The organism is Pseudomonas sp. PDM20, from assembly GCF_014852575.3.
GTDB lineage: Bacteria > Pseudomonadota > Gammaproteobacteria > Pseudomonadales > Pseudomonadaceae > Pseudomonas.
In genome coordinates, this window is sequence record NZ_CM181224.1 from 6,061,080 (window position 1) to 6,086,211 (window position 25,132).

At 65.5% G+C, this 25,132-nt stretch carries 18 protein-coding genes; 8 read left to right on the forward strand and 10 right to left on the reverse strand.

The genetic code is table 11. The features are described from left to right. Nucleotides 1-3 precede the first annotated feature (3 nt). The 5 genes from estP to thiI all read right to left on the reverse strand — a co-directional run bounded on the left by estP (nt 4) and on the right by thiI (nt 10,725). On the reverse strand, nt 4-1,911 hold the full coding sequence (gene estP / locus IB261_RS27900) for an esterase EstP (RefSeq protein ID WP_192383665.1): 1,908 nt from the start codon (nt 1,909-1,911) through the stop codon (nt 4-6). A 100-nt stretch (nt 1,912-2,011) separates the two neighbouring features. Continuing rightward, nucleotides 2,012-3,376, reverse strand: a complete 1,365-nt coding sequence (locus tag IB261_RS27905) for a DUF3999 domain-containing protein (RefSeq protein WP_192383664.1) — start codon at nt 3,374-3,376, stop codon at nt 2,012-2,014. Further along, nucleotides 3,373-7,077, reverse strand: a complete 3,705-nt coding sequence (locus IB261_RS27910) for a DUF2339 domain-containing protein (RefSeq protein ID WP_192383663.1) — start codon at nt 7,075-7,077, stop codon at nt 3,373-3,375. Before IB261_RS27910 ends, IB261_RS27905 begins: the two co-directional genes overlap by 4 nt. 202 nt (nt 7,078-7,279) lie before the next feature. Then, nucleotides 7,280-9,100 carry a translational GTPase TypA gene (gene typA / locus IB261_RS27915; protein WP_138523659.1) on the reverse strand — a complete coding sequence of 607 codons (1,821 nt, stop codon included), beginning with the start codon at nt 9,098-9,100 and terminating at the stop codon, nt 7,280-7,282. Nucleotides 9,101-9,270: 170 nt separating this feature from the next. Further along, nucleotides 9,271-10,725, reverse strand: coding sequence for a tRNA uracil 4-sulfurtransferase ThiI (gene thiI, locus IB261_RS27920; protein ID WP_081515353.1), 1,455 nt, complete (start codon nt 10,723-10,725; stop codon nt 9,271-9,273). A gap of 331 nt (nt 10,726-11,056) precedes the next feature. On the opposite strand from thiI, the gene glnA reads away from it, so the two are divergent. Beyond that, on the forward strand, nt 11,057-12,466 hold the full coding sequence (gene glnA, locus IB261_RS27925; protein WP_045215805.1) for a glutamate--ammonia ligase: 1,410 nt from the start codon (nt 11,057-11,059) through the stop codon (nt 12,464-12,466). A gap of 154 nt (nt 12,467-12,620) precedes the next feature. Here glnA and IB261_RS27930 read toward each other — a convergent pair whose 3' ends face one another. Continuing rightward, on the reverse strand, nt 12,621-14,828 hold the full coding sequence (locus tag IB261_RS27930; protein WP_081515352.1) for a mechanosensitive ion channel family protein: 2,208 nt from the start codon (nt 14,826-14,828) through the stop codon (nt 12,621-12,623). A 194-nt stretch (nt 14,829-15,022) separates the two neighbouring features. Between IB261_RS27930 and IB261_RS27935 the strand changes: the two genes are divergently transcribed. The 4 genes from IB261_RS27935 to ntrC all read left to right on the forward strand — a co-directional run bounded on the left by IB261_RS27935 (nt 15,023) and on the right by ntrC (nt 18,880). Continuing rightward, nucleotides 15,023-15,571 (forward strand): DUF4124 domain-containing protein, encoded by a 549-nt coding sequence (locus IB261_RS27935; protein WP_081515351.1) that lies wholly within the window; start codon nt 15,023-15,025, stop codon nt 15,569-15,571. Nucleotides 15,572-15,573: 2 nt separating this feature from the next. Further along, a complete protein-coding gene (locus tag IB261_RS27940; RefSeq protein WP_192383662.1) occupies nt 15,574-16,164 on the forward strand; it encodes a DUF4124 domain-containing protein in 591 nt (196 codons plus the stop codon). Nucleotides 16,165-16,370: 206 nt separating this feature from the next. After that, entirely contained in the window at nt 16,371-17,447 is a 1,077-nt protein-coding gene (gene glnL / locus IB261_RS27945; RefSeq protein ID WP_081515350.1) for a nitrogen regulation protein NR(II), read from the forward strand. Between the two features lie 2 nt (nt 17,448-17,449). After that, a complete protein-coding gene (gene ntrC, locus IB261_RS27950; RefSeq protein ID WP_151188585.1) occupies nt 17,450-18,880 on the forward strand; it encodes a two-component system response regulator NtrC in 1,431 nt (476 codons plus the stop codon). Nucleotides 18,881-19,205: 325 nt separating this feature from the next. Here the strand turns inward: ntrC and trmL are convergent, their stop codons facing one another. Further along, on the reverse strand, nt 19,206-19,667 hold the full coding sequence (gene trmL / locus IB261_RS27955; protein WP_081515348.1) for a tRNA (uridine(34)/cytosine(34)/5-carboxymethylaminomethyluridine(34)-2'-O)-methyltransferase TrmL: 462 nt from the start codon (nt 19,665-19,667) through the stop codon (nt 19,206-19,208). Between trmL and IB261_RS27960 the strand changes: the two genes are divergently transcribed. Beyond that, entirely contained in the window at nt 19,666-20,118 is a 453-nt protein-coding gene (locus tag IB261_RS27960) for a hypothetical protein (protein ID WP_081515347.1), read from the forward strand. The two genes, trmL and IB261_RS27960, sit on opposite strands and share 2 nt — an antisense overlap. A 687-nt stretch (nt 20,119-20,805) precedes the next feature. On the opposite strand, the gene secB is transcribed toward IB261_RS27960, so the two are convergent. Genes secB through IB261_RS27975 form a run of 3 tightly spaced genes read right to left on the reverse strand, consistent with a single transcriptional unit; the run spans nt 20,806 to nt 22,004 of the window. Further along, nucleotides 20,806-21,288 (reverse strand): protein-export chaperone SecB, encoded by a 483-nt coding sequence (secB, locus tag IB261_RS27965; protein ID WP_017517171.1) that lies wholly within the window; start codon nt 21,286-21,288, stop codon nt 20,806-20,808. Between the two features lie 37 nt (nt 21,289-21,325). Further along, on the reverse strand, nt 21,326-21,580 hold the full coding sequence (grxC, locus tag IB261_RS27970; protein WP_045215790.1) for a glutaredoxin 3: 255 nt from the start codon (nt 21,578-21,580) through the stop codon (nt 21,326-21,328). A 1-nt stretch (nt 21,581) separates the two neighbouring features. After that, nucleotides 21,582-22,004 (reverse strand): rhodanese-like domain-containing protein, encoded by a 423-nt coding sequence (locus IB261_RS27975; RefSeq protein WP_081515346.1) that lies wholly within the window; start codon nt 22,002-22,004, stop codon nt 21,582-21,584. Between the two features lie 145 nt (nt 22,005-22,149). On the opposite strand from IB261_RS27975, the gene gpmI reads away from it, so the two are divergent. Further along, entirely contained in the window at nt 22,150-23,685 is a 1,536-nt protein-coding gene (gene gpmI / locus IB261_RS27980) for a 2,3-bisphosphoglycerate-independent phosphoglycerate mutase (RefSeq protein WP_192383661.1), read from the forward strand. Between the two features lie 138 nt (nt 23,686-23,823). After that, the gene (locus tag IB261_RS27985) at nt 23,824-25,113 is read left to right on the forward strand and encodes a murein hydrolase activator EnvC family protein (protein ID WP_081515344.1); all 1,290 of its coding nucleotides are present in this window, start codon (nt 23,824-23,826) and stop codon (nt 25,111-25,113) included. The last annotated feature ends 19 nt before the right edge of the window (nt 25,114-25,132 follow it).

The window sequence follows — 25,132 nt, forward strand, 5'->3', positions numbered from 1 at the left end:
CGATCAGAAGTCCAGGCTCAGCGCCAGGTTCACGCCCTGGGCCAGGTCGTCGCTGCTACGGTGCGCGCTGTAGCCGCCACGCAACGACAGCTCCGGGGTCAGCTTCTGGGCGAAGCCGATGGTGGCACGCTGCAGGTGACTCTGCGGGGTGTAGCCCTGCAGGCTGAAGCCGACGTCCGGCAGGCTGGTGAAGTTCATCCCGACGTTCTGGGTGTCGTCGGCGTATTCGCGCTCCACGGCGACCTCGCCGAACAGCTGGGTGTCCTGGGACAGGTCCAGTTTGCCCTGCAGGCCGACGCCGAGGCGGCGGGAGTAGCGGTTCTGCTCTTCAAAGGCCAGCGCGGTGGAGCGGCCGCTGCCCTCTTCGTAGCTGTCCACCTTCACCCGCGCCCAGTCGGCACTGACGAAGGGCGACAGGTGCCAGTTCTCGCCACCCTGGGCGATGTCGTAGCCCAGGCGGCCACTGAAGGCCAGCAGGCTGCCGTCGGTATCGGCCTTCTCCTCGACCTCGTGGTTGATGATGGAGAACTTCCGATTGGCGTCCTCGTAGTCGAGCTTGCCGCCGGTCACGGACGCGTCAGCCCACCAGCGGTTCTGCTGGAACTGCACGAACAGGCTGCCCAGGTAGCTGCCCAGCTTGTAGTCGGAGTCGTCGGAGCCCAGCTCCAGCTTCTGCCGGTAGAAGCCCAGCGAGCCGCCGACACGCCAGGCGTCATCGAGGCGGTAGCTGGTGCCCAGGGTCAGGTTGGCGCCGTAGCCGGAGCCGTCGGCCGCGCTGTCCTGATCGTCGTAGTCCAGGTGCTGTGCGCCCCCGGTGACGAAGCCGCGCCACTGGCCGGTGCCCTGCCAGTTTTCCCAGTCCGCCAGCCACTGGCTGCGCAGTTGGTCCTGGTAGGCGTTGTACGTGCCCAGGGCCATTTCCGGCAGCATGGTCGCTTCCCACGGGGCGGAGAGCACCGAGTAGGCGTAGTCGGCGATCAGGCTCTGGCCGGCGATGGTCGGGTGCACGCCGTCGTTGAAGATCAGCTTGGTCGGATCGGGGTTGGTGCCGTGGCGGCCGTACACCGCGTTCTCGGGGCAGCTGTTGCCGCTGAAGCAGGTGCCGATCAGGTTCTGGTCGGTGGCCAGGCCATAGGCGCCCGGATTGGCCAGTACTTCCTTGAACATTGCCGGGATGTTCAGCGGAATGACGTTGGCGTCGGAGGCCGCCAGCTGGCTGACCAGCTCCTCGTTGAAGATGCCCGACAGCTGGGTGCCGAAGGACTCCAGCGCAGTGCCATTGGTGGCCGGGGTCTGACCGAGGTCGGGCAACAGCCAGACCATGATGTAGCGCGCTCCGGCGTTGTGCAGCGCATCCACGCTATCCACCAGGCGGCCGGCCGCAGCGCGGGCTGTGGGGTCGTTGGTGATGCGCAGCTGGAGGAAGTCGTTGCCGCCACCGGTGAGGTAGTAGAGCGCGTTCGGGTCGGCGCGGTTGTTCACCAGGTAGCCGTCGCGGGTGCGGCTCGTGGAACCGGAGGTGACCACCGAGCCACCGGCTGCAGTGATCGAATCGTAGATCTGGTCGGTGCGGTAGCCGCCGACTGCCCAGTTGTTGCCGTCCACGGTGCCGGGGACCAGCGAGGTCGAGGGGTTCAGGTCGGCGCCACTGATGCCCAGCTTGCCGCCCAGGATCATCGGTGCAGTGGGGCCGAAGATCTCGCCGCTGCCGTCCAGGTAGGTCGGGCCGACGCGGTTGGTGAAGCGGATGCTGGCGCCGGCCGGGCCGCCGGCATCGGCGAACTGTCCGGAATCGCTCAGGCTGTCGCCGAAGACGACCAGGGTGGAATACGGCGAAGGGGCTGCGGAGGCCTGTGCGGCAATGGCCAACGCGCACGCAGCCGCCAGCGGGGTGAGCGCCTTTCTGATCATTCTGCTACTCCATGCTTTGTTGTTATTGGTAATCAGAACAACCCAGACAGTATCAGAATTTCTACAGGCGACACCCCTATCTTGCGGCGATCCGCGTCGATCAGCTCGCCTGGCGATTGCTCCGCAGCAGGCTCAGCGCCATCAGCGCGAGCAGGCCGACGCCAGCCAGCAGCAGCGCCCACAGGCCGTAGCGTTTCCAGTGGGTATCGGCTTTCGCGACATCGGCGGGCAATTGTGTCGCCGGCGCCTGAAGAGTGCCCTTGAGCCGCGCCTCGCCCATGCTCGCCAGGCGCTTGGGCTCGTAGCCGGGCACCAGGGTAGTCAGCGGCAGGCTGCCATCGCTGATCGAGCCGCTGCCCACCGCCAGTTCATAGGGCGCGCCGCCGCGGGCGAGGAACACCAGTTCGCTGGCGCGAACGCCCACGCTCAGGTGCGCCGTCGAACCGCCGAGGCCGCCGCCGCGCGAATCCACCTGCAGACGCAGCTGGCCCAGGGTGGTGCCCGGCAGTTCCAGCTCCTCCTGGGTGATTTCGCCACCCTGCCCCGGCAGGCGATACAGCACGCCGCGCGTCAGGGGAGTCCACTGCACATTGCCGTCATGGCGGCCGGAGATCACCACCGGCGCCAGGGTATTGTCCTGCTGCAGGGGAATCCGCACGCGCTCTACCGGCAGCGCCAGCGGCAGGCTCCAGCTGAAATCGCCATTGTTGTCGGCCTTGGCCGCCAGCGGCTCGGACCAGAGCATCGGCACCGGGCCGCTACTGCTGCGGCTGCCACTGAGCGTGGCGCCGACCAGTTGTGCGGCCTGCTCCGGCGATTCCCACCACAGGCGCATGTAGCGCGCCGTCTGGCCGGGCAGCGCGATGTCGTTCTGCTCGATGCGCTGGCCGTTGAAATCCAGCCGCGCCAGCTGCCCTTCCCCCAGGGAACGCCAGTGCTCCAGGTCGTCGCTGGCCTCGATGCGCAGGCGCTGGAAGCCGTCGCTGTCCGCCGTCCAGTCCAGCTGCAGGCGGTCCAGCGGCAAATCGCCGGAACCGGTTTCCAGCAGCCAGCCGCGCAGTACCTGGGTCTTGTCCTGGGCAGGCGCGTTCGGAGTGATTTCGAGGATGGTGCCGGTGGTGCTGCGGACGATCTTCAGGTTGTCGCCGGCCGCGCTGCCGGAAGCACCGCGCAGCGGGAAGATGCGCGCCTGCACTTCGCTGCGCACCTCCTTCTCGCTGGCCGCACTGGTGCGCAGGCTGTAGGGCAGCGCCTCGCCTTCGGCGTTGAAGATGCGCACGTCTCGCAGGTCGCCATGGCGGGCCGCGAACAGCACCTCGATGGGCAATTGCACCCGGTACCACGGACCGTCGCCGGACACTTCCAGCGGAACACGGTTGGCGAAGTCCGCCGGCGTGGGTGCGGCACTGGCCTGGTTGCCCGACAGGCAGGCACCGGCGAGCAGGATGAGGGTATTGAGCTTCATGCGGAGGGTTGCTCCTGTTGCGGTTGCGCTTCGGGCACCGGCCGGCGCGGCGGCAGCGGGGCGAAGTAGCCGACGATCAGCATCAGCACGCCGACGCCGATGAAGGAAATGATGCGTTCCAGGCTGCCGCCGCTGGCGCGGTCGACGAGGAACAGCTTGATCACCACCACGACCAGCAGCACCGCACCGACCAGCCAGAAGTCGCGGCGGCCGCGCAAGTGCCCGGCGATCATCAGGCCCAGGGCGATCAGCGCCCAGACGATGGACAGGCCGGCCTGCACCAGCATGGACTGGCTGAGGGAATCGAACTCGAACGGCACACCACCCCAGTGGTGGGCGGTGCGGCACACGGCCATGGTCAGCAGGGCGAACAATGAAGCGCCCAGCAGCGCCTGCACTGGCAGGCGCAGAGTCGACTCGGCCACCCCCAGCTGCGGCAGGCCCAGGCGCGTCCACTGGAAGATCGCCGCCAGCACGATGAGCATGCCCAGCTCCAGCGGGTTCACCAGCGGCAGGTAGGGCAGCGGGTCGGCCGCGCCGTTGCTGAACAGGTTGACCAGCCAGAACCAGCCCAGCAGCGCCAGGGCTACCGGGGCGGCGGCGATGGCGCGGTACTCGCGCTCGAAGGCCGCCACCGGCCACGGCAGGCGCGCGACTCCGCCCATGAGGATGAGGAACAGGCTCGGCACCAGCGCCCAGCCCAGCCAGCGCCAGGCGTTGTAATGCTCGGCCAGGGCGAAGAACAGGTAGCGCAGCTCCAGCGCCAGCACGCCGAGGATCAGCCAGCAGCCCAGCACATGGGCTGCCTGTGCCGCACGGTGCGGCAGCAAGGCATCGAGCCGGCGCAGAGTGAAGAAGTGCACCGCGAACACCGCCAGCCAGCCAAGCCAGCCCAGCTCGGCGAGCGGGTGGTACTGCAGGTTCCAGGCACTGGCCAGCGCCACCCACGACACCGGCACCAGCGCCAGGCACAGCAGCGCCAGCGCACGCCATTGCTCGCGGCGCGCCAGCAGCGACCAGAGGCCGACGCTGACCGCCGCCACCAGTAACGCCGTGTGTTCACGCATCTCGCTCGGCACGAAGCGGGCGATCTCCCACAGCGCGGTCAACGCCCACCAGCCGGCGCCCCACACCAGCAGCAGCTGCGACAACTGCTCCAGGCCAAGGCCGCCCAGCGCCAGGTTGCGCTCGCGCTCGCTGGCCCGGTGCAGACGCCAGGCGCCTACCAGCGCGGCCAGTGCCAGCACTGCCGGAGTCCAGAAGCCCATGTGCGCCAGCGGCTTCAGGCCCTCGCTGGGCAGGTCGCCAAACAGCGCCGAGCCGCCGAGCAGGAAGGCCCCGGCGCCGATCACCTGCAGCACCAGGCCGAAGACGAAGGCCGCGCGCTGCTGCAACTGCAGGCTCAGCCAGAGGATCAGCAGCCCGCTGCCGGCCCAGACGGCGGCGGCGGTCTGCCATGGCAGCACGAAGAGTACGGCGAGGTTGATGAAGGCCAGGCCCAGCAGCAGGACTACGCTCAGGCCGAGCATCAACCGGCGGTCGTCACGTACCAGGGAATCGCGCGCGGCGATCAGCATGGCGGCGATCAGCGCCAGGCCGATCAGCGAGGCAGTCACCAGTCCGCGCCAGCCTGAGCCGAGCACACCACTGCCCTCCTGCGCGCCGTGCAGATGCAGGAGGAACACCGCGCCACCCAGCAATTGCACCGCAAAGGCGCAAGCCAGGAAGGTGCGCGAGCGCAGGCGCAGCGCGGCGAACAGGGTCGCCAGCCCGGCGACGGCCCAGCTCATGGCGGTTCCGTCCGCGCCCATCAGCAGCGGCGCGATCAGGTAAAGGAAGGCCAGACCGAAGGCCGCCAGCACCGGGCGGGCGTTCGGCTCCCAGCTGCGCAGGGTTTGCGCATCGGCATTGCGCAGGTTCCAGAAGCTGAACAGCAGCGCCACACCGAGCATCAGTGCGCCCAGCGGTGCGCCTTCGAGCAGCGTCAGCGACTGCGGGTCGGCGCGCAGTTCGCCGAGGAAGGCCAGCGCCGCACCGATTTGCAGCAGCAAGGCGAAAATCCGCGCCAGCGGCCGCTGCTGGCGCAGACCGAGCCAGAAGATGCCGGCGCCTTCCACGGCCCAGGCGGCGGAGGTCCAGCGTGCATCCAGGCCCAGCGGGATCGCCAGCGTGCCGAACACCACGCCCAGCGCCAGGCAGGTTTCCACCAGCAGCAGCGCGCGGCCGGCGGTGCGCCCGGCCAGCAGGCGGGCGAGAAGCATGTAGAACAGGCCCAGCGCCAAGGCGCTGAACGCCGCGCCGAACTCCAGGTGCTGGATGATCCCGTATTGCAGGCCGAAACCCACCAGCGGCGTGCCGAACAGCACAGTGCCGTCGACATAGTCGGTCTGCCGCGCCGACCAGCGCAGCAGTGCCTCGCGGGAATCATCCTCCGGCTCGCCAGCCGCCTCGCGCAGGCGACGGCGGGCGAACAGCAGGCCGATGGCGACGTAGGTGAGGAAGAACAGGATCAGGAACGGCTCGGTCGTGCCGAACAGCTCCGGCTTGTACGACCGCAGCCCCCAGGCCAGGCCGATGCCGAAGGTGCCGAAGAAGCCGATCAGGTTGAGCATCCGCCACGCCTTGAACCAGGCGATGGCGAAGATGCCGGCGTTGAGCAGGGCGAAGTAGCTGAACAGCGCGACATGGCTGCCACCGCCGGTGGACGCCAGGATCGGCGCGGCGAAACCGCCCAGCGCTGCGGCGGCGGCAAGGCCCACGGCATCCTGCAGGATAGCGAGGATCGCCGAGAACAGGGTGACCGCCACCAGCAGCACGAAGCCGGCTTTCGGGTCGATCAGCACTTCGCCATGGTTCATCGCCGGGTACAGCTTGATGCTGGCGAACACCGTCAGGTAGAGCACGGCGACGCCGGTGCCCTGGAGGATCAATGCATAGGCCGGACGCCGATGACGCAGCCACCAACCGAGCCCGAGCAGCGCCAGCGCGGCGGCGGCGGTGCCGATGTAGGGGCCTTGCGGCGGCATGGTCATGCCTTCGGTGGCGTAGCGCAGCAGGAAGGCCAGGCCGAGGAACAGCAGCACAACGCCGACGCGCAGCACGGTGTTACCGCCCAGCAGCCAGTCGCGGGCGGCGCCGAAGGCGCGGTCGAACAGGGAAGGCACGGACGGAGATGGCGGCAGCGGTGGTGCGGCAGGAGCCGGCTGCGGCTGGGCCCCGGACTCCTCGGCGCGAGCCTGGGAGGCAGGCCTTTGCATCGGTTCGAGCACCAGGTCGGACCACTCGATGGGCGCTTCCACCCGCGCGGCAGCGGCCGGGGCCAGCTCGTCGGCGGGCAGCTCGATGTTCCAATCAAGCTCGGCGGCGGCGGGTTCGCTGATGGGCGCCTCAGGCTCGGGCACGTCCGGCGCAACCGGCGTTTCCGGTGCAACATACTCGACAACGGCCGGCGGCAGCGTCTGCCCGCTCGCGCCACGCTCCACCTGTAGCAGCCGCTCATACAGGGCCTTGGTGCCCTGGTCGAAGCGCTCGCCAAAGGCCTTCAGCTCACCGCGAAGGCTGGCGTTCTCCCGTTGCAGGCTGTGCAGCGCGAAGGTCTGCCCCAGCGCGAGACCAACCACCGCGCCCAATACCGCCCCGGTGATCGACTCGCCCGCAGCGGCGCCGATGACCAGGCCGACCAGCATGAAAATCCATTGCATGCTTTCGAATCCTTGAGGTTCTGTGCGAATCCATCCCGAACCGGACGGCAACGTCCGGCAGGCTGAGTATATCGGCCCGGTTCCCTGGCCTGCGTCCACTAACTCTCAGCTTCGAATACTCTGACGTCGCGAAGTTGCCTTGCAGCCACGCAGAAACGAAAAAGCCGGGCAGATGCCCGGCTTTTCCTTGCTACCAGTCGAATCAGACCTTGGCGCGCTCGTAGCGCTTGCGGTCGTTTTCGTTGAGCATTTTCTTGCGCAGACGGATGGACTTCGGAGTCACTTCCACCAGCTCGTCATCGGCGATGAATTCCAGCGCCTGCTCCAGGGTGAAGCGGATCGGCGGAACCAGGGCGATGACTTCGTCCTTGCCCGAAGCGCGCATGTTGTCGAGCTTCTTGCCTTTGGTGGGGTTGATCACCAGGTCGTTGTCACGGCTGTTGATGCCGGCCAGCTGGCCTTCGTAGATCTCGTCGCCTGGGCCGAGGAACAGCTTGCCGCGGCTTTGCAGGGTTTCCAGCGAGTAGGTCAGCGCGGTGCCGGTGGCCATGGAGACCAGTACGCCGTTCTGACGGTTGGTCACTTCGCCTGCCTTGATCGGGCCGTAGTGGCTGAAGGTCGAGGTCAGGATGCCGGTACCCGAGGTCAGGGTCAGGAAGTTGTTACGGAAGCCGATCAGGCCACGCGCCGGGATGGTGTATTCCAGGCGCACGCGGCCCTTGCCGTCGGGGATCATGTTGGTCAGATCGCCCTTGCGCAGGCCCATCTGTTCCATCACCGAGCCCTGGTGCTGCTCTTCGATGTCGATGGTGACGTTCTCGTAAGGCTCCTGCTTCTCGCCTTCGGCGGTCTCGATGATGACCACTTCCGGACGGCCTACGGCCAGTTCGAAGCCTTCACGGCGCATGGTTTCGATCAGAACCGAGAGGTGCAGTTCGCCACGGCCGGAGACCTTGAACTTCTCCGGGGAGTCGCCTTGCTCGACGCGCAGGGCCACGTTGTGCAGCAGTTCCTTGTCCAGACGGTCCTTGATGTTGCGGCTGGTGACGAACTTGCCTTCCTTACCGGCGAACGGCGAGTCGTTGACCTGGAAGGTCATGCTCACGGTCGGCTGGTCAACGGTCAGCGGCGGGCGCGCTTCGACGTTCTGCGGGTCGCACAGGGTGTCGGAGATGTACAGCTCGTCCATGCCCGAGACGCAGACGATGTCACCGGCTTCGGCTTCAGCGACTTCAACGCGCTGCAGGCCCGAGTGACCCATGATCTTCAGGATGCGGCCGTTGCGCTTGGTGCCGTCGTCGCTGATGGCCACGACCGGGGTGTTGGTCTTGACCTTGCCGCGGGCGATACGGCCGATGCCGATCACGCCGAGGAAGCTGTTGTAGTCCAGCTGGGAGATCTGCATCTGGAACGGACCGTCGACGTCGACTTTCGGCGCCGGAACGTGGTCGATGATCGCCTGGAACAGCGCGTCCATGTTGTCGTCCATCTTCTCGTGGTCCATGCCGGCGATGCCGTTCAGGGCACTGGCGTAGACGATCGGGAAGTCCAGCTGCTCGTCGGTGGCGCCGAGGTTGTCGAACAGGTCGAAGATCTGGTCGATGACCCAGTCAGGACGCGCGCCCGGACGGTCGATCTTGTTCACCACGACGATCGGACGCAGGCCGGCCTTGAAAGCCTTCTGGGTCACGAAGCGGGTCTGCGGCATGGGGCCGTCCTGGGCGTCGACCACCAACAGCACGGAGTCGACCATCGACATCACGCGCTCAACCTCACCGCCGAAGTCGGCGTGGCCGGGAGTGTCGACGATGTTGATGCTGTAGTCATTCCATTTCAGGGCGGTGTTCTTCGCCAGAATGGTGATGCCACGCTCTTTTTCCTGGTCGTTGGAGTCCATCACGCGCTCGTTTTCCGCTTCTTTGCGGTCGAGGGTGCCGGACAGGCGCAGGAGCTTGTCTACGAGGGTGGTCTTGCCATGGTCGACGTGGGCGATGATGGCGATGTTGCGCAGTTTTTCGATCACAGTGTCAGTCTCGATAGTGAATCTTCGGCTGCCGTTTTCGGCAGCGGGGGCCGGGCCGTGGCGCGGCGGTGCAAAAGGTCAGGGCGTGAGCCTACGCACCGAATGTGTCGGGAGGTCGGTGGCGGATACTGCCGCCGAACAGTCCGGGCTGGCGGCGTTGGTCCGCGCCTTTATTGCGGACGGTAAACACGCACATTGGTGTGCCCTTCGTTGACCAGGTGGTGGGCGTGCAGGCGACTCATCACGCCCTTGTCGCAATACAGGAGGTACTGGCGATTGGGGTCCAGTTCCTTGAACTTGCTGTTGATCGCGTAGAACGGCATGGCCAGGACTTCGATGCCCTCGATGGCCAGCGGTTCATCTTCCTGGGCATCCGGGTGACGGATGTCCACGACGATCTGGCCAGCCAGCACTTCGTCGACCATTTCCACGGCCAGGTCCTTGCCCAGCTCGTCGATCACGCGGTCGACGGTCATCTGGGTGGAACGCTCCAGGGCGCGGTCGAGCACGGCCATGTCGAACTTGGTTTCTTCGTGGTCGACGCGGTACGGCTTGGCCTGGGTGGTCGGGTTTACCGAAATCACGCCGCAGTATTCTGGCATGTGCTTGGCGAACTCGGCGGTGCCGATCTTCGTCGCAGTGTCGATGATGTCCTGCTTGTGGCTGACGATCAGCGGGCGCAGGACCAGGGTGTCGGTCACCCGGTCAATCACCGAGAGGTTGGGCAGGGTCTGGCTGGAGACCTGGGAAATCGCCTCGCCGGTCACCAGCGCGTCGATCTCCAGGCGCTCGGCCACGCGGCTCGCGGCGCGCAGCATCATGCGCTTGAGGGTCACGCCCATGTAGCTGTCGTCGACCTTGGTGAGAATCTCGCCGACCACTTCCTCGAAGGGCACGCTGACGAACAGCACGCGCTGGGAGCTGCCGTACTTCTTCCACAGGTAGTGCGCGACTTCCATCACGCCCAGTTCGTGGGCACGGCCGCCGAGGTTGAAGAACACGAAGTGGCTGATCATGCCGCGGCGCATCATCTGGTAGGCCGCCACGGTGGAGTCGAAGCCACCGGACATCAGCACCAGCACCTGCTCCAGCGCGCCCAGCGGGTAGCCGCCGAGGCCATCGTGCTGGGCGTGGATCACGTAGAGGCGGTCATGGCGGATTTCCACGCGCACTTGCACTTCCGGGTTCTTCAGCGACACGCCCGCCGCGCCGCAATGCTGGCGCAGGCCGCCGCCGACGTAGCGCTCCACATCGATGGAGGTGAAGGGGTGCTTGCCCGCGCGCTTGCAGCGCATGGAGAAGATCTTGCCCGGCAGCTGGTCGCCGAAGTGCGCCTTGCATTTCTCGAGGATGTCGTCGAAATCGCCCAGCGGGTATTCGTGCACTTCCAGGAAGTGGCCGATGCCCGGCGTGCAGGTCAGGCGCTCGATCATCTCGCGCAGGGCTTTCGGGTCGGTGACCTTGGTCTCGACCTCGAGGTTGTCCCACTCGCCTTCGACCAGCAGCTCGGGATCGAGATCGCGGAGCACCGTGCGAATGTTCTTCGCCAGCTGGCGGATGAAGCGCTTGCGCACCGGCCGGCTCTTGATGGTGATTTCCTGGAAGACCTTGACGATGAGTTTCATGCGGATCGGGCGATTGCCATGGGACTGAAAAAAAGGGGCGGAATTATATCCGAAATTGCTCAAGACTTGAGCAGAAATCGGAGACTTTCTTTTTAGTGCACCAAAATGGACTGACGCACCACGATGAAGCACCAAAGCGGTGCACTATTATCGCGCAATCCTCTATAACACCCGCCACACCCCGTGATTTCAGGGCCTCTGCCCATTTACGGGCACTGGCACGCAACTTGCTCTCTTGTGAGGCAGGTTGCCCTGGCCGACTATGCCGGCCGGCATCACCCGTTACTGGGGCACAGAAAGCTCCCAGCTCTAATCCCTCCTGGAGGACAGCATGTCGTACAAGTCGCAACAACTGATCAAAGATCATGACGTGAAGTGGGTTGACCTGCGCTTCACCGATACCAAAGGCAAGCAGCAGCACGTCACCATGCCCGCCCGCGACGCGCTGGACGACGAGTTCTTCGAAGCCGGCAAGATGTTCGATGGCTCCTCCATCGAAGGCTGGAAGGGCATCGAAGCCTCCGACATGATCCTGCTCCCGGACGACAGCACCGCCGTGCTCGACCCGTTCACCGAAGAGCCGACCCTGATCATCGTTTGCGACATCATCGAGCCGAGCACCATGCAAGGCTACGAGCGCGACCCGCGCAACATCGCCAAGCGCGCCGAGGAATACCTGAAGTCCACCGGTATCGGTGACACCGTATTCGTCGGCCCGGAGCCGGAGTTCTTCATCTTCGACGAAGTGAAGTTCAAGTCCGACATCTCCGGCTCGATGTTCAAGATCTTCTCCGAGCAGGCCTCCTGGAACACCGACGCTGACATCGAGACCGGCAACAAAGGCCACCGTCCGGGCGTCAAGGGCGGCTACTTCCCGGTACCGCCGGTCGACCACGACCACGAAATCCGTACCGCCATGTGCAACGCCATGGAAGAAATGGGCCTGGTCATCGAAGTTCACCACCACGAAGTGGCGACTGCCGGCCAGAACGAAATCGGCGTGAAGTTCAACACCCTGGTTGCCAAGGCTGACGAAGTTCAGACCCTGAAGTACTGCATCCACAACGTTGCCGACGCCTATGGCAAGACCGTGACCTTCATGCCGAAGCCGCTGTACGGCGACAACGGCTCGGGCATGCACGTTCACATGTCCATCTCCAAGGATGGCAAGAACACCTTCGCTGGCGAAGGCTATGCCGGTCTGTCCGATACCGCCCTGTACTTCATCGGCGGCATCATCAAGCACGGCAAGGCGCTGAACGGCTTCACCAACCCGGCCACCAACTCCTACAAGCGTCTGGTTCCGGGCTTCGAAGCCCCGGTCATGCTGGCCTACTCGGCTCGCAACCGTTCCGCCTCGATCCGTATCCCGTACGTCTCCAGCCCGAAAGCCCGCCGCATCGAAGCGCGCTTCCCGGACCCGGCTGCCAACCCCTACCTGTGCTTCGCCGCACTGCTGATGGCTGGCCTGGACGGCATCCAGAACAAGATTCACCCCGGCGATGCCGCCGACAAGAACCTGTACGACCTGCCGCCGGAAGAGGCGAAGGAAATCCCGCAGGTTTGCGGCAGCCTGAAAGAAGCGCTGGAAGAACTCGACAAGGGCCGTGCGTTCCTGACCAAGGGCGGCGTGTTCACCGACGAGTTCATCGATGCCTACATCGAGCTGAAGTCGGAAGAAGAAATCAAGGTGCGCACCTTCGTGCACCCGCTGGAATACGACCTGTACTACAGCGTCTGATCCACGAATACCTATAAATAGCGACACCATTAAGGCCTCCTTCGGGAGGCCTTTTTTATGCGCCGAGAAAACTGCGACCAGGCATTTCGTACCTGTAGGATGGCGTGGAGCGCAGCGATACCCATCCTACAAAAGCAGTCCGCACGAAGCGGAATCAAATCCCGCCGTCCGCCGGTACGCCCTGCTCCTCGTCATCCTCGCGGCGCGACTTGCGCATGCGCGAGAGCTGCACGTTCAGGCGCGGCATGGACAGTTCCAGCCCGGCCTTGTCGAGCTTCTGCCGCAGGCGCAGGTTGAAGGCGCGCTGCACTTCCCACTGGCGAATCGGCGCGGTCTTGAAGCGGAAGCGCAGGATCGCCTGGCCGGCGTCGAAGCTCTCGATGCCCTGGATTTCCAGCGGCGACCAGATGGCGCGGTTGATGGTGCGGTCGCCGCGCAGCTCGCCGGAGACTTCCTTGACCAGCGCCAGCGCGTCGTCGATCGGCATGCTCGCCGGCACCGGCCAGCGGAACATGGCGTAGCCGAACTGCCGCGAGTAGTTCTTGATGCTCTTGATCTCGCTGAACGGGATGGTGTGCACCACGCCGTCCAGGTCGCGCAGGCGCACGGTGCGGATGGTCAGGCCCTCCACCGTGCCGAGGTGGCCGCCGACGTCGACGTAGTCGTCGATGGACAGCGAGTCCTCGATGATGATGAACAGGCCGGTGATCAGGTCCGCCACCAGCGATTGTGCACCAAAGCCGATGGCCAGGCCGATGACACCGGCACCGGCAAGCAGCGGCGTGACGTTCATGCCCATGTTGGCCAGCGCGACGATCAGCGCGATCACCGCGATGGTCACGAACAGCACGTTGCGGATCAGTGGCAGCATGGTCAGCGCGCGGGCGTTGGCGCTCTTCTTGCCGCCCAGGCCGAGGCTGTGCTGCACCGCGGTGTCGGTAAGAATCCAGACCAGCCAGGCAACCAGCAGGGTGGTACCAAAGCTGAACAGCTTGAGGCTGATCTGCGAGCCGTCGCCTTCGGCGAAACGCACCAGCGACATGCCCCAGACGCGCAAGCCGATCTCCAGGAAGAACAGCAGGCTGCCGATGTGCAGCAGCGTGTAGCCGAAGCTCTGCAACTGCTCGATGTACGGCGCATGGCGACGCGCACCGCGCCGCGCGGAGCGCTGGTGGGCGCGGCGGATCAGGCCGTTGACGGTCATCGCCACCACCGCAACGGCAGCGCAGACCAGGGCGCGGCGCAGGGCGTAGCTGCTGTCGCCGGCGGTGACGATGGTGGCGAACAGCGAGATGCCCACCAGCACCAGCACCGGCAGGAACCAGATCGAGCCGATCAGCTCCACCAGGTCGCTCAGGCCCCGGCGCTTGAGGCGACGCTCCAGCGGCTGGTTGCGGATCAGGTGGGCGATGGGCCGGCGGAACTGCAGGACGAACAGTGCAGTGAGCAGCGCGGCACAGATGTTCGCCACGGAACCGACAAACAGCGAGATGTTCATCCCCAGGCTCTCGATGACGCGCGGGTCGTGCATCACTTCACCCAGCGCCGCGAGGCTGCCGATCAGCCAGAGCGGACGGAAGGCGCGGCGGCGCAGGATGTCCAGCGCACGCATGCGGTGCGGGCCGCTGAGCAGCGACAGGGAGATCACGCACAGCGCGGAGAACAGCGTGCCGCACACCAGGGTGTAGGCGATCACCATCGCCACCAGCTTGCCGAGCGAGCTGGGCAGCACCAGGGACAGGTAGACGGTGATCAGGAAGGCCACCAGCCAGGGACCGAGCTTGCGCAGGGCGAAGAGCAGCAGGTCGCGGGTCTTGGGGTGTTGCGGCAGCTCGCCCTCCAGGCCGAAGCGCTTGCGCATGCGCCCGGCGATCCAGCGCAGGCCGAGCGCGACGCAGGCCCAGATGAGGATGACCAGGGCGAAATCGAGGATCATCCCCGGCCATTCCGCCAGCGACGGGGTACGGGCGTCGAGCTCAAAGCCGGCGCCCTGGAACAGTTCACTCCAGCGCACCACCGGGCTGTTGGCGCCCTCGAACTGGCGCTCCAGGCTACCCAGGGTATCGCCGATCAGGCCGAGCACTCCGCCCTGGTCCTCGGAACTCTTCTGCGTGGCGTCGCGCAACTGCTTGAGTTTCTTCAGCAGGTCGGCGCGCTGCTGGTCATTCTCCAGGGTCTTGATCACCTGGTTCAGCGACTGCTCCAGCTGGGCATCGCTGACCTTCGCCTCGCCACCTCCCGTCACCCCGGCCAGCGGCCCGGGAAGCGCCGCCAGCGCTGGCCCGGCGACGGACAAGCCGAGGCCCAGGCAGCACAGCAGCAGCCACTGACGAAGCAGGTAACGAATCGGACTCACAGGCATACCCCACCAACATGGACAATCACGCTTGCCCGCATCATACAGACGCCGGCGCCAGGCTCGGACCCGTCCCACGCAGGAAAGGTCCCCCCACGAGCAGCAGCGCACAACGCGCGGCGCCCCGCTGAAAGACAATAGGCAACTTGCCAGCCGCCGTCGGCGGTGCAAGGCTTGGCATGACCATCCGGAGATTCTTCATGCGCCTGATCCTCACCGCCCTGCTGCTCGCCGCCGCATTGCCTGCCAGCGCGCAGATCTACAAGTACACCGACGCCAACGGCAAGACGGTGTTCACCAACCAGCCGCCGACCAATGTCGACGCCAAGCCCGTGGAGCTGCCGCCGACCAACACCGTCGGCCCGCAAGGTCCGGTCGCAGTGCCCGCCGACAGCGGCACTGCGAACCAGGCCAGCAACGCCTACGCGATTCTCGCCCTGAGCAACCTGCCGGACGACGAATCACTGCGGCAGAACAACGGCACCTTCATCGTCAATGTCGTGGTGCAGCCCGCCCTGGCTGGCGGCCATCAACTGCAACTCGTGCTCGACGGCCAGCCCTATGGCACACCGACCAGCAGCACCAGCATCGGCCTGCAGAGCCTCGACCGTGGCGACCATACCCTGGCGGTCCAGGTACTGCAGGGCAGCCGCGTGATCCAGGCCAGCGCGCCGGTGAACTTCACCCTGCAACGCATCAGCACCAACAGCCCGCAACGGCCCAAGGTCCAGCCCAGGACGGGCGGCTGACGATGCGCTATCTGCTGACTCTCTTGTCGGTGACCCTGTTGTCGGCGCTGTTCTGCCTGTCGGCCAGCGCCGAGGTCTACACCTACATCGACAAGGAAGGTAATCGCGTCTTCACCGATCAGCCGCCGCGCGGCAACGCGCAGAAGCTGCAGCTGGCGCCGATCAATTCCCAACCCGGCTCGCCCAACGGCGTGCGCATGCCGCCACCGCTGTATGCACCGGCCACACCCGAGTTGCCGCCCGGCCCACCGGCCTACCAGCTGCTGCGCATCATCGTGCCGGAGCCCAATGCCACCGTGCGAGCCAATGACGGCGCACTGATCGTCTCTGCCACCAGCGACCCGGCCCTGCTGCCCGGGCATCTCTACCGCCTGCTGCTGGACGGCAAGCCCGTGGGCGAGCCCGGCCGCAGCCCGGTGTTCCCGCTGAACAACATCGACCGGGGCACCCACCAGCTTTCGGTAGAGATCATCGACACCCTCGGCCGCACCATCGAGCAGACGCCCAGCCAGCCCTTCCACATGTTCCGCGTTTCCGTGGCCGAAGCGGCCGATCTGGAGACTGCCCACCCGCTCGCCGCCGCCAACCGCTGACGCGGCGTGCGGCCAGGCACAAATGCACCATATCGGTGCATACGCCTGCACCACTTTCTATACTCTCCCCATTTCGGGTCACTCCTGCTGACCGGATCGGCAGCCTGCGCACCGCAAATCAGCGCGATGCCGCGAAATACGCGTCTTTTCAGGGCCTGGTTTGCTTTTTGCATTTTCCCGCACAGTCTTGGGACATCTCTTACGCCATGCCTACAGAAACCCAGCTCCGCCTGTTGCTCGACAACCTCACCACGGCGGTGATCCTGCTCAATGCCGAGCTGCGCCTGGAGTACATGAACCCGGCGGCGGAAATGCTGCTGGCGGTCAGCGGCCAGCGCAGCCACGGGCAGTTCATCAGCGAGCTGTTCACCGAATCGCCCGAAGCACTGCAGTCGCTGCGCCAGGCGGTGGAGGAGGCGCACCCCTTCACCAAGCGCGAGGCGAGCCTGACCTCGCTGACCGGTCAGACCATCACCGTGGACTACGCGGTGACGCCGATCCTCGACCGTCGCGACACCCTGCTGCTGCTGGAAGTCCACCCGCGCGACCGACTGCTGCGGATCACCAAGGAAGAGGCACAGCTGTCCAAGCAGGAAACCACCAAGCTGCTGGTGCGCGGCCTGGCCCACGAGATCAAGAATCCGCTGGGCGGCATTCGCGGCGCGGCGCAGCTGCTTTCCCGCGAGCTGCCAGAGGAATCGCTCAAGGACTACACCAACGTCATCATCGAAGAAGCCGACCGCCTGAGGAACCTGGTGGACCGCATGCTCGGCTCGAACAAGCTGCCGCAGCTCTCGGTGACCAATGTCCACGAAGTGCTGGAACGCGTCTGCAGCCTGGTGGAGGCCGAGACCCAGGGCAGCATTCCGCTGGTGCGCGACTACGACCCGAGCATCCCTGACCTGCTGATTGACCGCGAGCAGATGATCCAGGCCGTGCTCAACATCGTGCGCAACGCCATGCAGGCGATCGCCGCGCAGAACGAACTCAAGCTGGGGCGCATCACCCTGCGCACCCGCACCCTGCGCCAGTTCACCATCGGCCACACACGCCATCGCCTGGTGTGCAAGGTGGAGATCATCGACAACGGCCCAGGCATACCGGCCGAACTGCAGGACACCATCTTCTATCCGATGGTCAGCGGCCGTGCCGACGGCACCGGCCTGGGCCTCGCGATTACCCAGAACATCATCAGCCAGCACCAGGGCTTGATCGAATGCGAAAGCCATCCGGGCCACACCGTATTCAGTCTGTTCCTGCCCCTGGAACAAGGAGTGCATTGACCATGAGCCGATCAGAGACCGTCTGGATCGTCGACGACGACCGCTCCATCCGCTGGGTACTGGAAAAAGCCCTGCAACAGGAAGGCATGACCACCGTCAGCTTCGACAGCGCCGACAGCGTCATGAGCCGGCTGGGCCGGCAGCAGCCGGACGTGATCATCTCCGACATCCGCATGCCCGGTTCCAGCGGCCTCGACCTGCTGGCGCAGATCCGCGAGGTGCACCCGCGCCTGCCGGTGATCATCATGACCGCGCACTCGGACCTGGACAGCGCAGTAGCCTCCTACCAGGGCGGTGCCTTCGAGTACCTGCCCAAGCCCTTCGACGTCGACGAGGCGGTCTCCCTGGTCAAGCGCGCCAACCAGCACGCCCAGGAGCAGCAAGGCCTGGAAGCGCCGACCAACCAGACGCGCACCCCGGAGATCATCGGCGAGGCGCCGGCGATGCAGGAGGTGTTCCGCGCCATCGGCCGCCTCTCGCACTCCAACATCACCGTGCTGATCAACGGCGAGTCCGGCACCGGCAAGGAACTGGTTGCCCATGCCCTGCACCGCCACAGCCCTCGCGCGGCCTCGCCGTTCATCGCCCTGAACATGGCGGCGATCCCGAAGGACCTGATGGAGTCCGAGCTGTTCGGCCATGAAAAAGGCGCCTTCACCGGCGCGGCCAACCAGCGCCGCGGCCGCTTCGAGCAGGCCGACGGCGGCTCGCTGTTCCTCGACGAGATCGGCGACATGCCGGCCGACACCCAGACCCGCCTGCTGCGCGTACTGGCAGACGGCGAGTTCTACCGCGTGGGTGGCCACACCCCGGTGAAGGTGGACGTACGGATCATCGCCGCGACTCACCAGAACCTGGAAAACCTGGTGCGCGAGGGCAAGTTCCGCGAGGACCTGTTCCACCGCCTGAACGTCATCCGCGTACACATCCCGCGCCTGGCCGACCGCCGCGAGGACATCCCCGCGCTGGCCCGGCACTTCCTCTCCCGCGCCGCGCAGGAACTGGCGGTGGAGCCCAAGCTGCTCAAGCCGGAAACCGAGGAATACCTGAAGAACCTTGGCTGGCCGGGCAACGTGCGCCAGCTGGAGAACACCTGCCGCTGGATCACCGTCATGGCTTCCGGCCGCGAGGTGCACATCGATGACCTGCCGCCGGAGCTGATGACCCAGCCGCAGGACAGCGTACCGGCCGCCAACTGGGAGCAGGCCCTGCGCCACTGGGCCGACCAGGCGCTGGGCCGCGGGCAGTCCAGCCTGCTGGATACCGCCGTTCCGGCTTTCGAACGGATCATGATCGAGACCGCGCTCAAGCACACCGCCGGCCGCCGTCGCGATGCCGCCGTGCTGCTGGGCTGGGGCCGCAATACCCTGACCCGCAAGATCAAGGAACTGGGCATGAAGATCGACGGCCCGGACGACGACGGCGAGGACTGACGTCCTTCCACGAGAAAGGGGCCAGAAGGCCCCTTTTTTCTTGCGCGGCGCTCCTCAAAAACGCCCCTGGCCCAAGGGCTACGCAGGCTGAACGCGGTCATATCCCGGCAACATCTATCCCCAGAACCTGTGGATAACACTGTGCACGGAACGGGGAAGGAACGTGCTACAGCCCAGAGCACGCGCGGTCTGGAGGTTTGCGTGGTTTCTGTGCAGGAATTTCCGGCTTGCCCACATCCACTGTGTGCCCGCCTGTGGATAAGCTTGGGGCAAGCCGCTGCGCTCCCCGCCCCGCGCGGGTTTGCGCGAATCGATCAGAAAACGCTCAATCCATCGCGAAGCCGTGCTGACGCCAGGCTTCATAGACAGTCACGGCCACGGTGTTGGACAGGTTCAGGCTGCGGCAACCGGGGCGCATCGGCAGGCGCACGCGCTGTTCCGGTGGCAGGGCGTCGCGAACTTCTTCCGGCAGGCCACGGCTTTCCGGGCCGAACAGGAAAGCGTCGCCACGCTCATAGGCCACTTCGTGGAACGGCTGCGAACCCTTGGTGGTGAACGCGAACAGGCGCGGCTGGCCGAGCTGCTCCAGGCACTCTTCCAGGCTCGCATAACGGCGCACGCTGGCGTACTCGTGGTAATCCAGCCCGGCGCGACGCAGACGCTTGTCGTCGAGCTCGAAGCCCAGCGGCTCGATCAGGTGCAGGCTGCAACCCGCGTTGGCGCACAGCCTGATAATGTTGCCGGTGTTTGGGGGGATTTCCGGTTGAAAAAGGATTACGTGGAACATGCAGCGCTCCGAGCCTGAGAACGGCGGGCATTCTACCCCCGCCAAGGAGCAAATGCGGCCCAGGCCCTGGTTGAAGGTGCTGGTTTCGCTGTGCGTGCTCGGCCTGCTGCTGGGACTGATGCTTGGCCGGCTGGTGAATCCGCCACACGAGGGGCCCCCGCAGATCCTTGCGGTAGAGCCTTCTGCCGATGGATTGGTAGTCACTCTGGACGCGCAGCCCGCCGTTCGCGCCGGCCATCTGGACGGCGCCCTGGCCGTGCAGATCGAGGCCAGCGGCAACGCGCAGCAGGGCCAGTTGCGGATCGGCGATGCGCCGGTGCGCTGGAAGCTGGAACCAAGGGAGCGCGGGGTTCTGCTGACGCTGCTGTCGACCCGGCGCCTGCAGGGCAACTGGGACAGCGCCGAGGTCGGGGGCCGGTGGCGCCTGACCATCAGCGCGCGGCCCGAATAAAAGCGGGGTTTTCCCGGCCTGCCTGGTCCGGGGCCCCGAAGCGGGAAGCGAACCCTCAGAAAGGAGGCTCGCGGGCATAAAAGAGGGGTTTACCCGGCCTGCCTGTACCAGGACCCCTAACGGGTGCGCGGCTCGCCGTGGCGCGCCTGCGGGCATAAAAAGGGGGCTTTCCCGGCCTGCCTGTACCAGGACCCCCGAACCGGCTGCGACGGCCACCGCTTCGGACGGCACGCTCGCAAGTTGTAAAAGAGGGGTTCCCCAGCCTGCCTGTACCGAGGCCCCTGAAATCGCTGTTATCAGGGGTATTGCAGAGGGCGTGCCAAGATTGCTTGCCGAGCATTCCGCCCCAGACCCAAGCCGCGCCCTGGCTGGCTGAAAGCCCCGTAACCAGGCGCTTCCAGGGATATCCACAAACGCTCGAAGCAACGCACGCCGGCCTCTAAACCGGGGATTCCAGGGCCTCCCTGCTGCGCCGCCCCCTGCGCCCTGCTAGTGCGCATGCACCAAACTTGAACGCGCGGCCCTTACCCACAGCAACCCTGAGCAAATACTGGAACAGCCTGTGGATAAGCGTGCCTGAGCCAGGAGCCACGCAGCACACGCAGCCCTGATCAAAAATCGACCACCCCAAAATCGCAGGCAAAGAAAAAGGCGCCCGAAGGCGCCTTTCTCGTTCGGCGTCAGTGCTTACTGGGCCGGGATCTCGCCGGATGCCTGCATGCGGGCGATTTCCTGCGCGTACAGCGCATCGAAGTTCACCGGGGACAGCATCAGCGCCGGGAACGAACCACGGACAACCAGGCTGTCCAGGGTTTCGCGGGCGTACGGGAAGAGGATGTTCGGGCAGAAGGCACCCAGGGTGTGGCTCATGCTGGACGCGTCCAGGCCCTTGATCAGGAAGATGCCAGCCTGCTGCACTTCAACGATGAAAGCGGTTTCCTCGTTGTTCTTCACGGTCACCGAAACGGTCAGGACCACTTCGTAGAAGTCGCCGTCCAGCTGCTTCTGACGGGTGTTGAGGTCCATGGCGATGCTCGGCTGCCACTCCTGACGGAAGATTTCCGGAGCCTTGGGGGCCTCGAAGGAGAGGTCACGCACGTAGATGCGCTGCAGCGAGAACTGCGGGTTGTTGTCTTGTTCGGCTGCGCCGTTGCTGGCTTGTTCAGTCATTTCGGGACCTTCTTGTGCATCGTTTCAGAATGAGGAATTACGCCGAGAGCAGCGTATCCAGCTTGCCCGCGCGTTCCAGCGCGTAAAGATCGTCGCAGCCGCCGATGTGGGTTCCGTCGATCCAGATCTGCGGCACTGAAGTCCGACCCGCCTTGCTGGCCATCTCGGCGCGCACGCCAGGCTTGCCGTCCACGGAGATTTCCTCGTAGGCAACGCCCTTCTTGTCCAGCAGGGCCTTGGCGCGGATGCAATAAGGGCACCACGCGCTGGTGTAGATCAAGGTCGACGACATCTCACTTCACCAGGGGCAGGTTGTCGCCACGCCAGCTGCCGATGCCGCCGGAGAGCTTGGCGGCGGTGTAGCCGGCCTTCTGCAGCACGCTGCACCAGGTGCCCGAATGCTGGCCCATGCCGTCGACCACGATGATGGTCTTGGCCTTGTGTTTGTCCAGCTCGCTCAGGCGCGCGTTCAGCTTGTCCGCCGGGATGTTCAGGGCGCCGACGATATGGCCGGTGGCGAACTCCTTGGTCGGGCGGATATCCAGCACCACGGCCTGCTCGGCGTTGACCATGGCGGTCAGCTCGCGGGTGGACAACGCGCGGCCGCCCTTGCGCATTTCGTGCAGGGCCAGCAGCACCAGCAGGATGACCAGGGCACCGACCAGCAGGTAGTGGTTGGTGGCGAATTCGATCAGACGAGGAAGAAACGAAGACATGCGCAGGACATCCAGACGTAAAAATGCCGGCCAGTATACACGCGCGTATCTGACGGCTGAACCCTGCCAATCATGGCGTCTGTCGGCACCAACCGGTAAAATGTCGGTCCTTTTCTGACCCCTATTCTCGGAAAGAGCCGTACCTATGACTGCAACGCGCAAACCGCTGGTCCTGATCATCCTGGACGGCTTCGGCCATAGCGATAGCCCTGAATTCAACGCCATCTACGCCGCGAAGAAGCCCAATTGGGACCGCCTGCTGGCCAGCCAGCCGAACGGCCTGATCTCCGGCTCGGGCATGGACGTCGGCCTGCCCGACGGCCAGATGGGCAATTCCGAGGTAGGCCACATGAACCTGGGCGCCGGCCGTGTCGTCTACCAGGATTTCACCCGCGTCACCAAGGCCATCCGCGACGGCGAGTTCTTCCAGAACCCTGTGCTGACCGGCGCCGTCGACAAGGCCGCGGGTGCCGGCAAGGCCGTGCACATCCTCGGCCTGCTCTCCGATGGCGGCGTGCACAGCCACCAGGACCACCTGATCGCCATGGCCGAACTGGCCGCGCAGCGTGGCGCGCAGAAGATCTACCTGCACGCCTTCCTCGACGGCCGCGACACCCCGCCCAAGAGCGCCGAGCCTTCGCTGAAGCTGCTCGACGACGCCTTCGCCCGCATCGGCAAGGGCCGCACCGCCAGCATCATCGGCCGCTACTTCGCCATGGACCGCGACAATCGCTGGGACCGTGTCGAAGCCGCCTACAACCTGATCACCGACGGCACCGCCGAATTCACCGCCGACACCGCCGTGGGCGCGCTGAATGCCGCCTATGAGCGCGGCGAGAGCGACGAATTCGTTAAGGCCACGCGCATTGGCGAGCAGGTGCGTGTGGAAGACGGCGACGCCGTGGTCTTCATGAACTTCCGTGCCGACCGCGCCCGCGAACTGTCGCGCGCCTTCGTCGAGCCGGGCTTCAAGGAGTTCCCGCGCCAGCGCGAGCTGCACCTGGCGCAGTACGTGATGCTCACCCAGTACGCGGCAAGCATCCCGGCACCCAGCGCGTTCAGGCCCGAATCCCTGGACAACGTCCTGGGCGAGTACCTGGCCAAGAACGGCAAGACCCAGCTGCGCATCGCCGAGACCGAGAAATACGCCCACGTGACCTTCTTCTTCTCCGGCGGCCGCGAAGAGCCGTTCGAAGGCGAAGAACGCATCCTCATCCCATCGCCCAAGGTCGCCACCTATGACCTGCAGCCGGAAATGAGCGCGCCGGAAGTCACCGACCGGATCGTTGACGCCATCGAGAACCAGCGCTTCGACGTGATCATCGTCAACTACGCCAACGGCGACATGGTCGGCCACACCGGCGTGTTCGAGGCCGCGGTGAAAGCCGTCGAGTGCCTGGATACCTGCGTCGGTCGGATCGTCGAGGCGCTGGACAAGGTCGGCGGCGAAGCCCTGATCACCGCCGATCACGGCAACGTCGAGCAGATGGAAGACGCGATGACCGGCCAGGCGCACACCGCGCACACCTGCGAGCCAGTGCCTTTCGTCTATGTCGGCAAGCGCAAGGTCAGCATCCGCGAGGGCGGCGTGCTCGCCGACGTGGCCCCGACCCTGCTGAATCTGATGGGTCTGGAACAGCCCAAAGAGATGACCGGCAAATCGATCGTCACCCTCCTTTAAGGACGACGATTGGGCGGGAACGTGAGCCATCTCCCGCCGGTCAGAGCAAACGCCCCACGCCATGCGGCCTGGGGCGTTTTTTTTAGCGCCCGCCACGGGCATACTAGCCCGGTCCAGAATCCAGGTGCCCGCCGCCCAATGCCCCGCGCCCTCCTCCCGCTGCTGCTGATCTGCCTCCTGAGCCCGCTCGCGGTCGTTGCCGACGAACGTGCCGACGCCCAACGTCAGCTGGAGCAGACGCAGAAAGACATCAATGAGCTGAAGAAGAACCTGAAGAACATCCAGGACGAGAAGTCCGGGGTGCAGAAGCAGCTCAAGTCCACCGAAACCCAGATGGGCGACCTGGAAAAGCAGATCAGGCAGATCCAGGACGAGATGAAGAAGAACGAGGAAGAGCTGCAGCGCCTCGATTCGGAGAAAAAAAAACTCCAGGGCGCACGCCTTGAGCAGCAGCGCCTGATCGCCATCCAGGCCCGCGCCGCCTACCAGAGCGGCCGCCAGGAATACCTCAAGCTGCTGCTGAACCAGGAACACCCCGAGAAGTTCAGCCGCACCCTCACCTACTACGACTACATCAACAAGGCGCGCCTGGAGCAGCTCTCGGCCTTCAACGAGACCCTGCGTCAGCTGAGCAACGTCGAACAGGAAATCACCTCGCAGAAGGACGAGCAGGTCGCCCAGCAGACCGCCCTCGAAGCCCGCCGCCAGGAGCTGGCCGACGCCCGCAAGGCGCGCCAGGAGACCCTGGCCAAGCTCAACAGCGACCTGAAGGACGGCAGCAGCAAGCTCAAGGACCGCGAGCAGAGCCAGGACGACCTGAACAAGGTCCTCAAGACCATCGAGGAAACCCTCGCCCGCCAGGCCCGCGAAGCCGAGGAAGCGCGCCAGCGCGCCCTGGCCGCCGAGCGCGAGCGGGTCAAGCGCGAGCAGGAGCTGGCCACGCGCGGCGAGAAGCCCGCAACGCCCTCCAGGCGCCCCGACTACAGCGGCCCGCTGGTTTCCAGCGGCTCAGGCTTCGGCGGCGCCTTCGCCGCCACCAAGGGCAAGCTGCCCTGGCCGGTGGATGGCCGCGTGCTGGCGCGCTACGGCAGCCCGCGCGGCGACGACCCCCGCGCCACCTGGGATGGCGTGCTGATCGGCGCCAACGCCGGCAGTACCGTGCGCGCCGTGCATGGCGGCCGCGTGGTGTTCGCCGACTGGCTGCGCGGCTCAGGCCTGCTGGTCATTCTCGACCACGGTGGTGGCTACCTCAGCCTTTATGGGCATAATCAAAGTCTTCTGAAGGACGCCGGCGATACCGTCAAAGCAGGCGATCCCATTGCAACCGTGGGAGCCAGCGGGGGTCAGAGTACCCCGGCGGTGTATTTTGCCATTCGCCATCAGGGCCGCCCGGCGGACCCTTCGACCTGGTGTCGCACGCAGGGATAAGCGGCGATCACGCATTAGG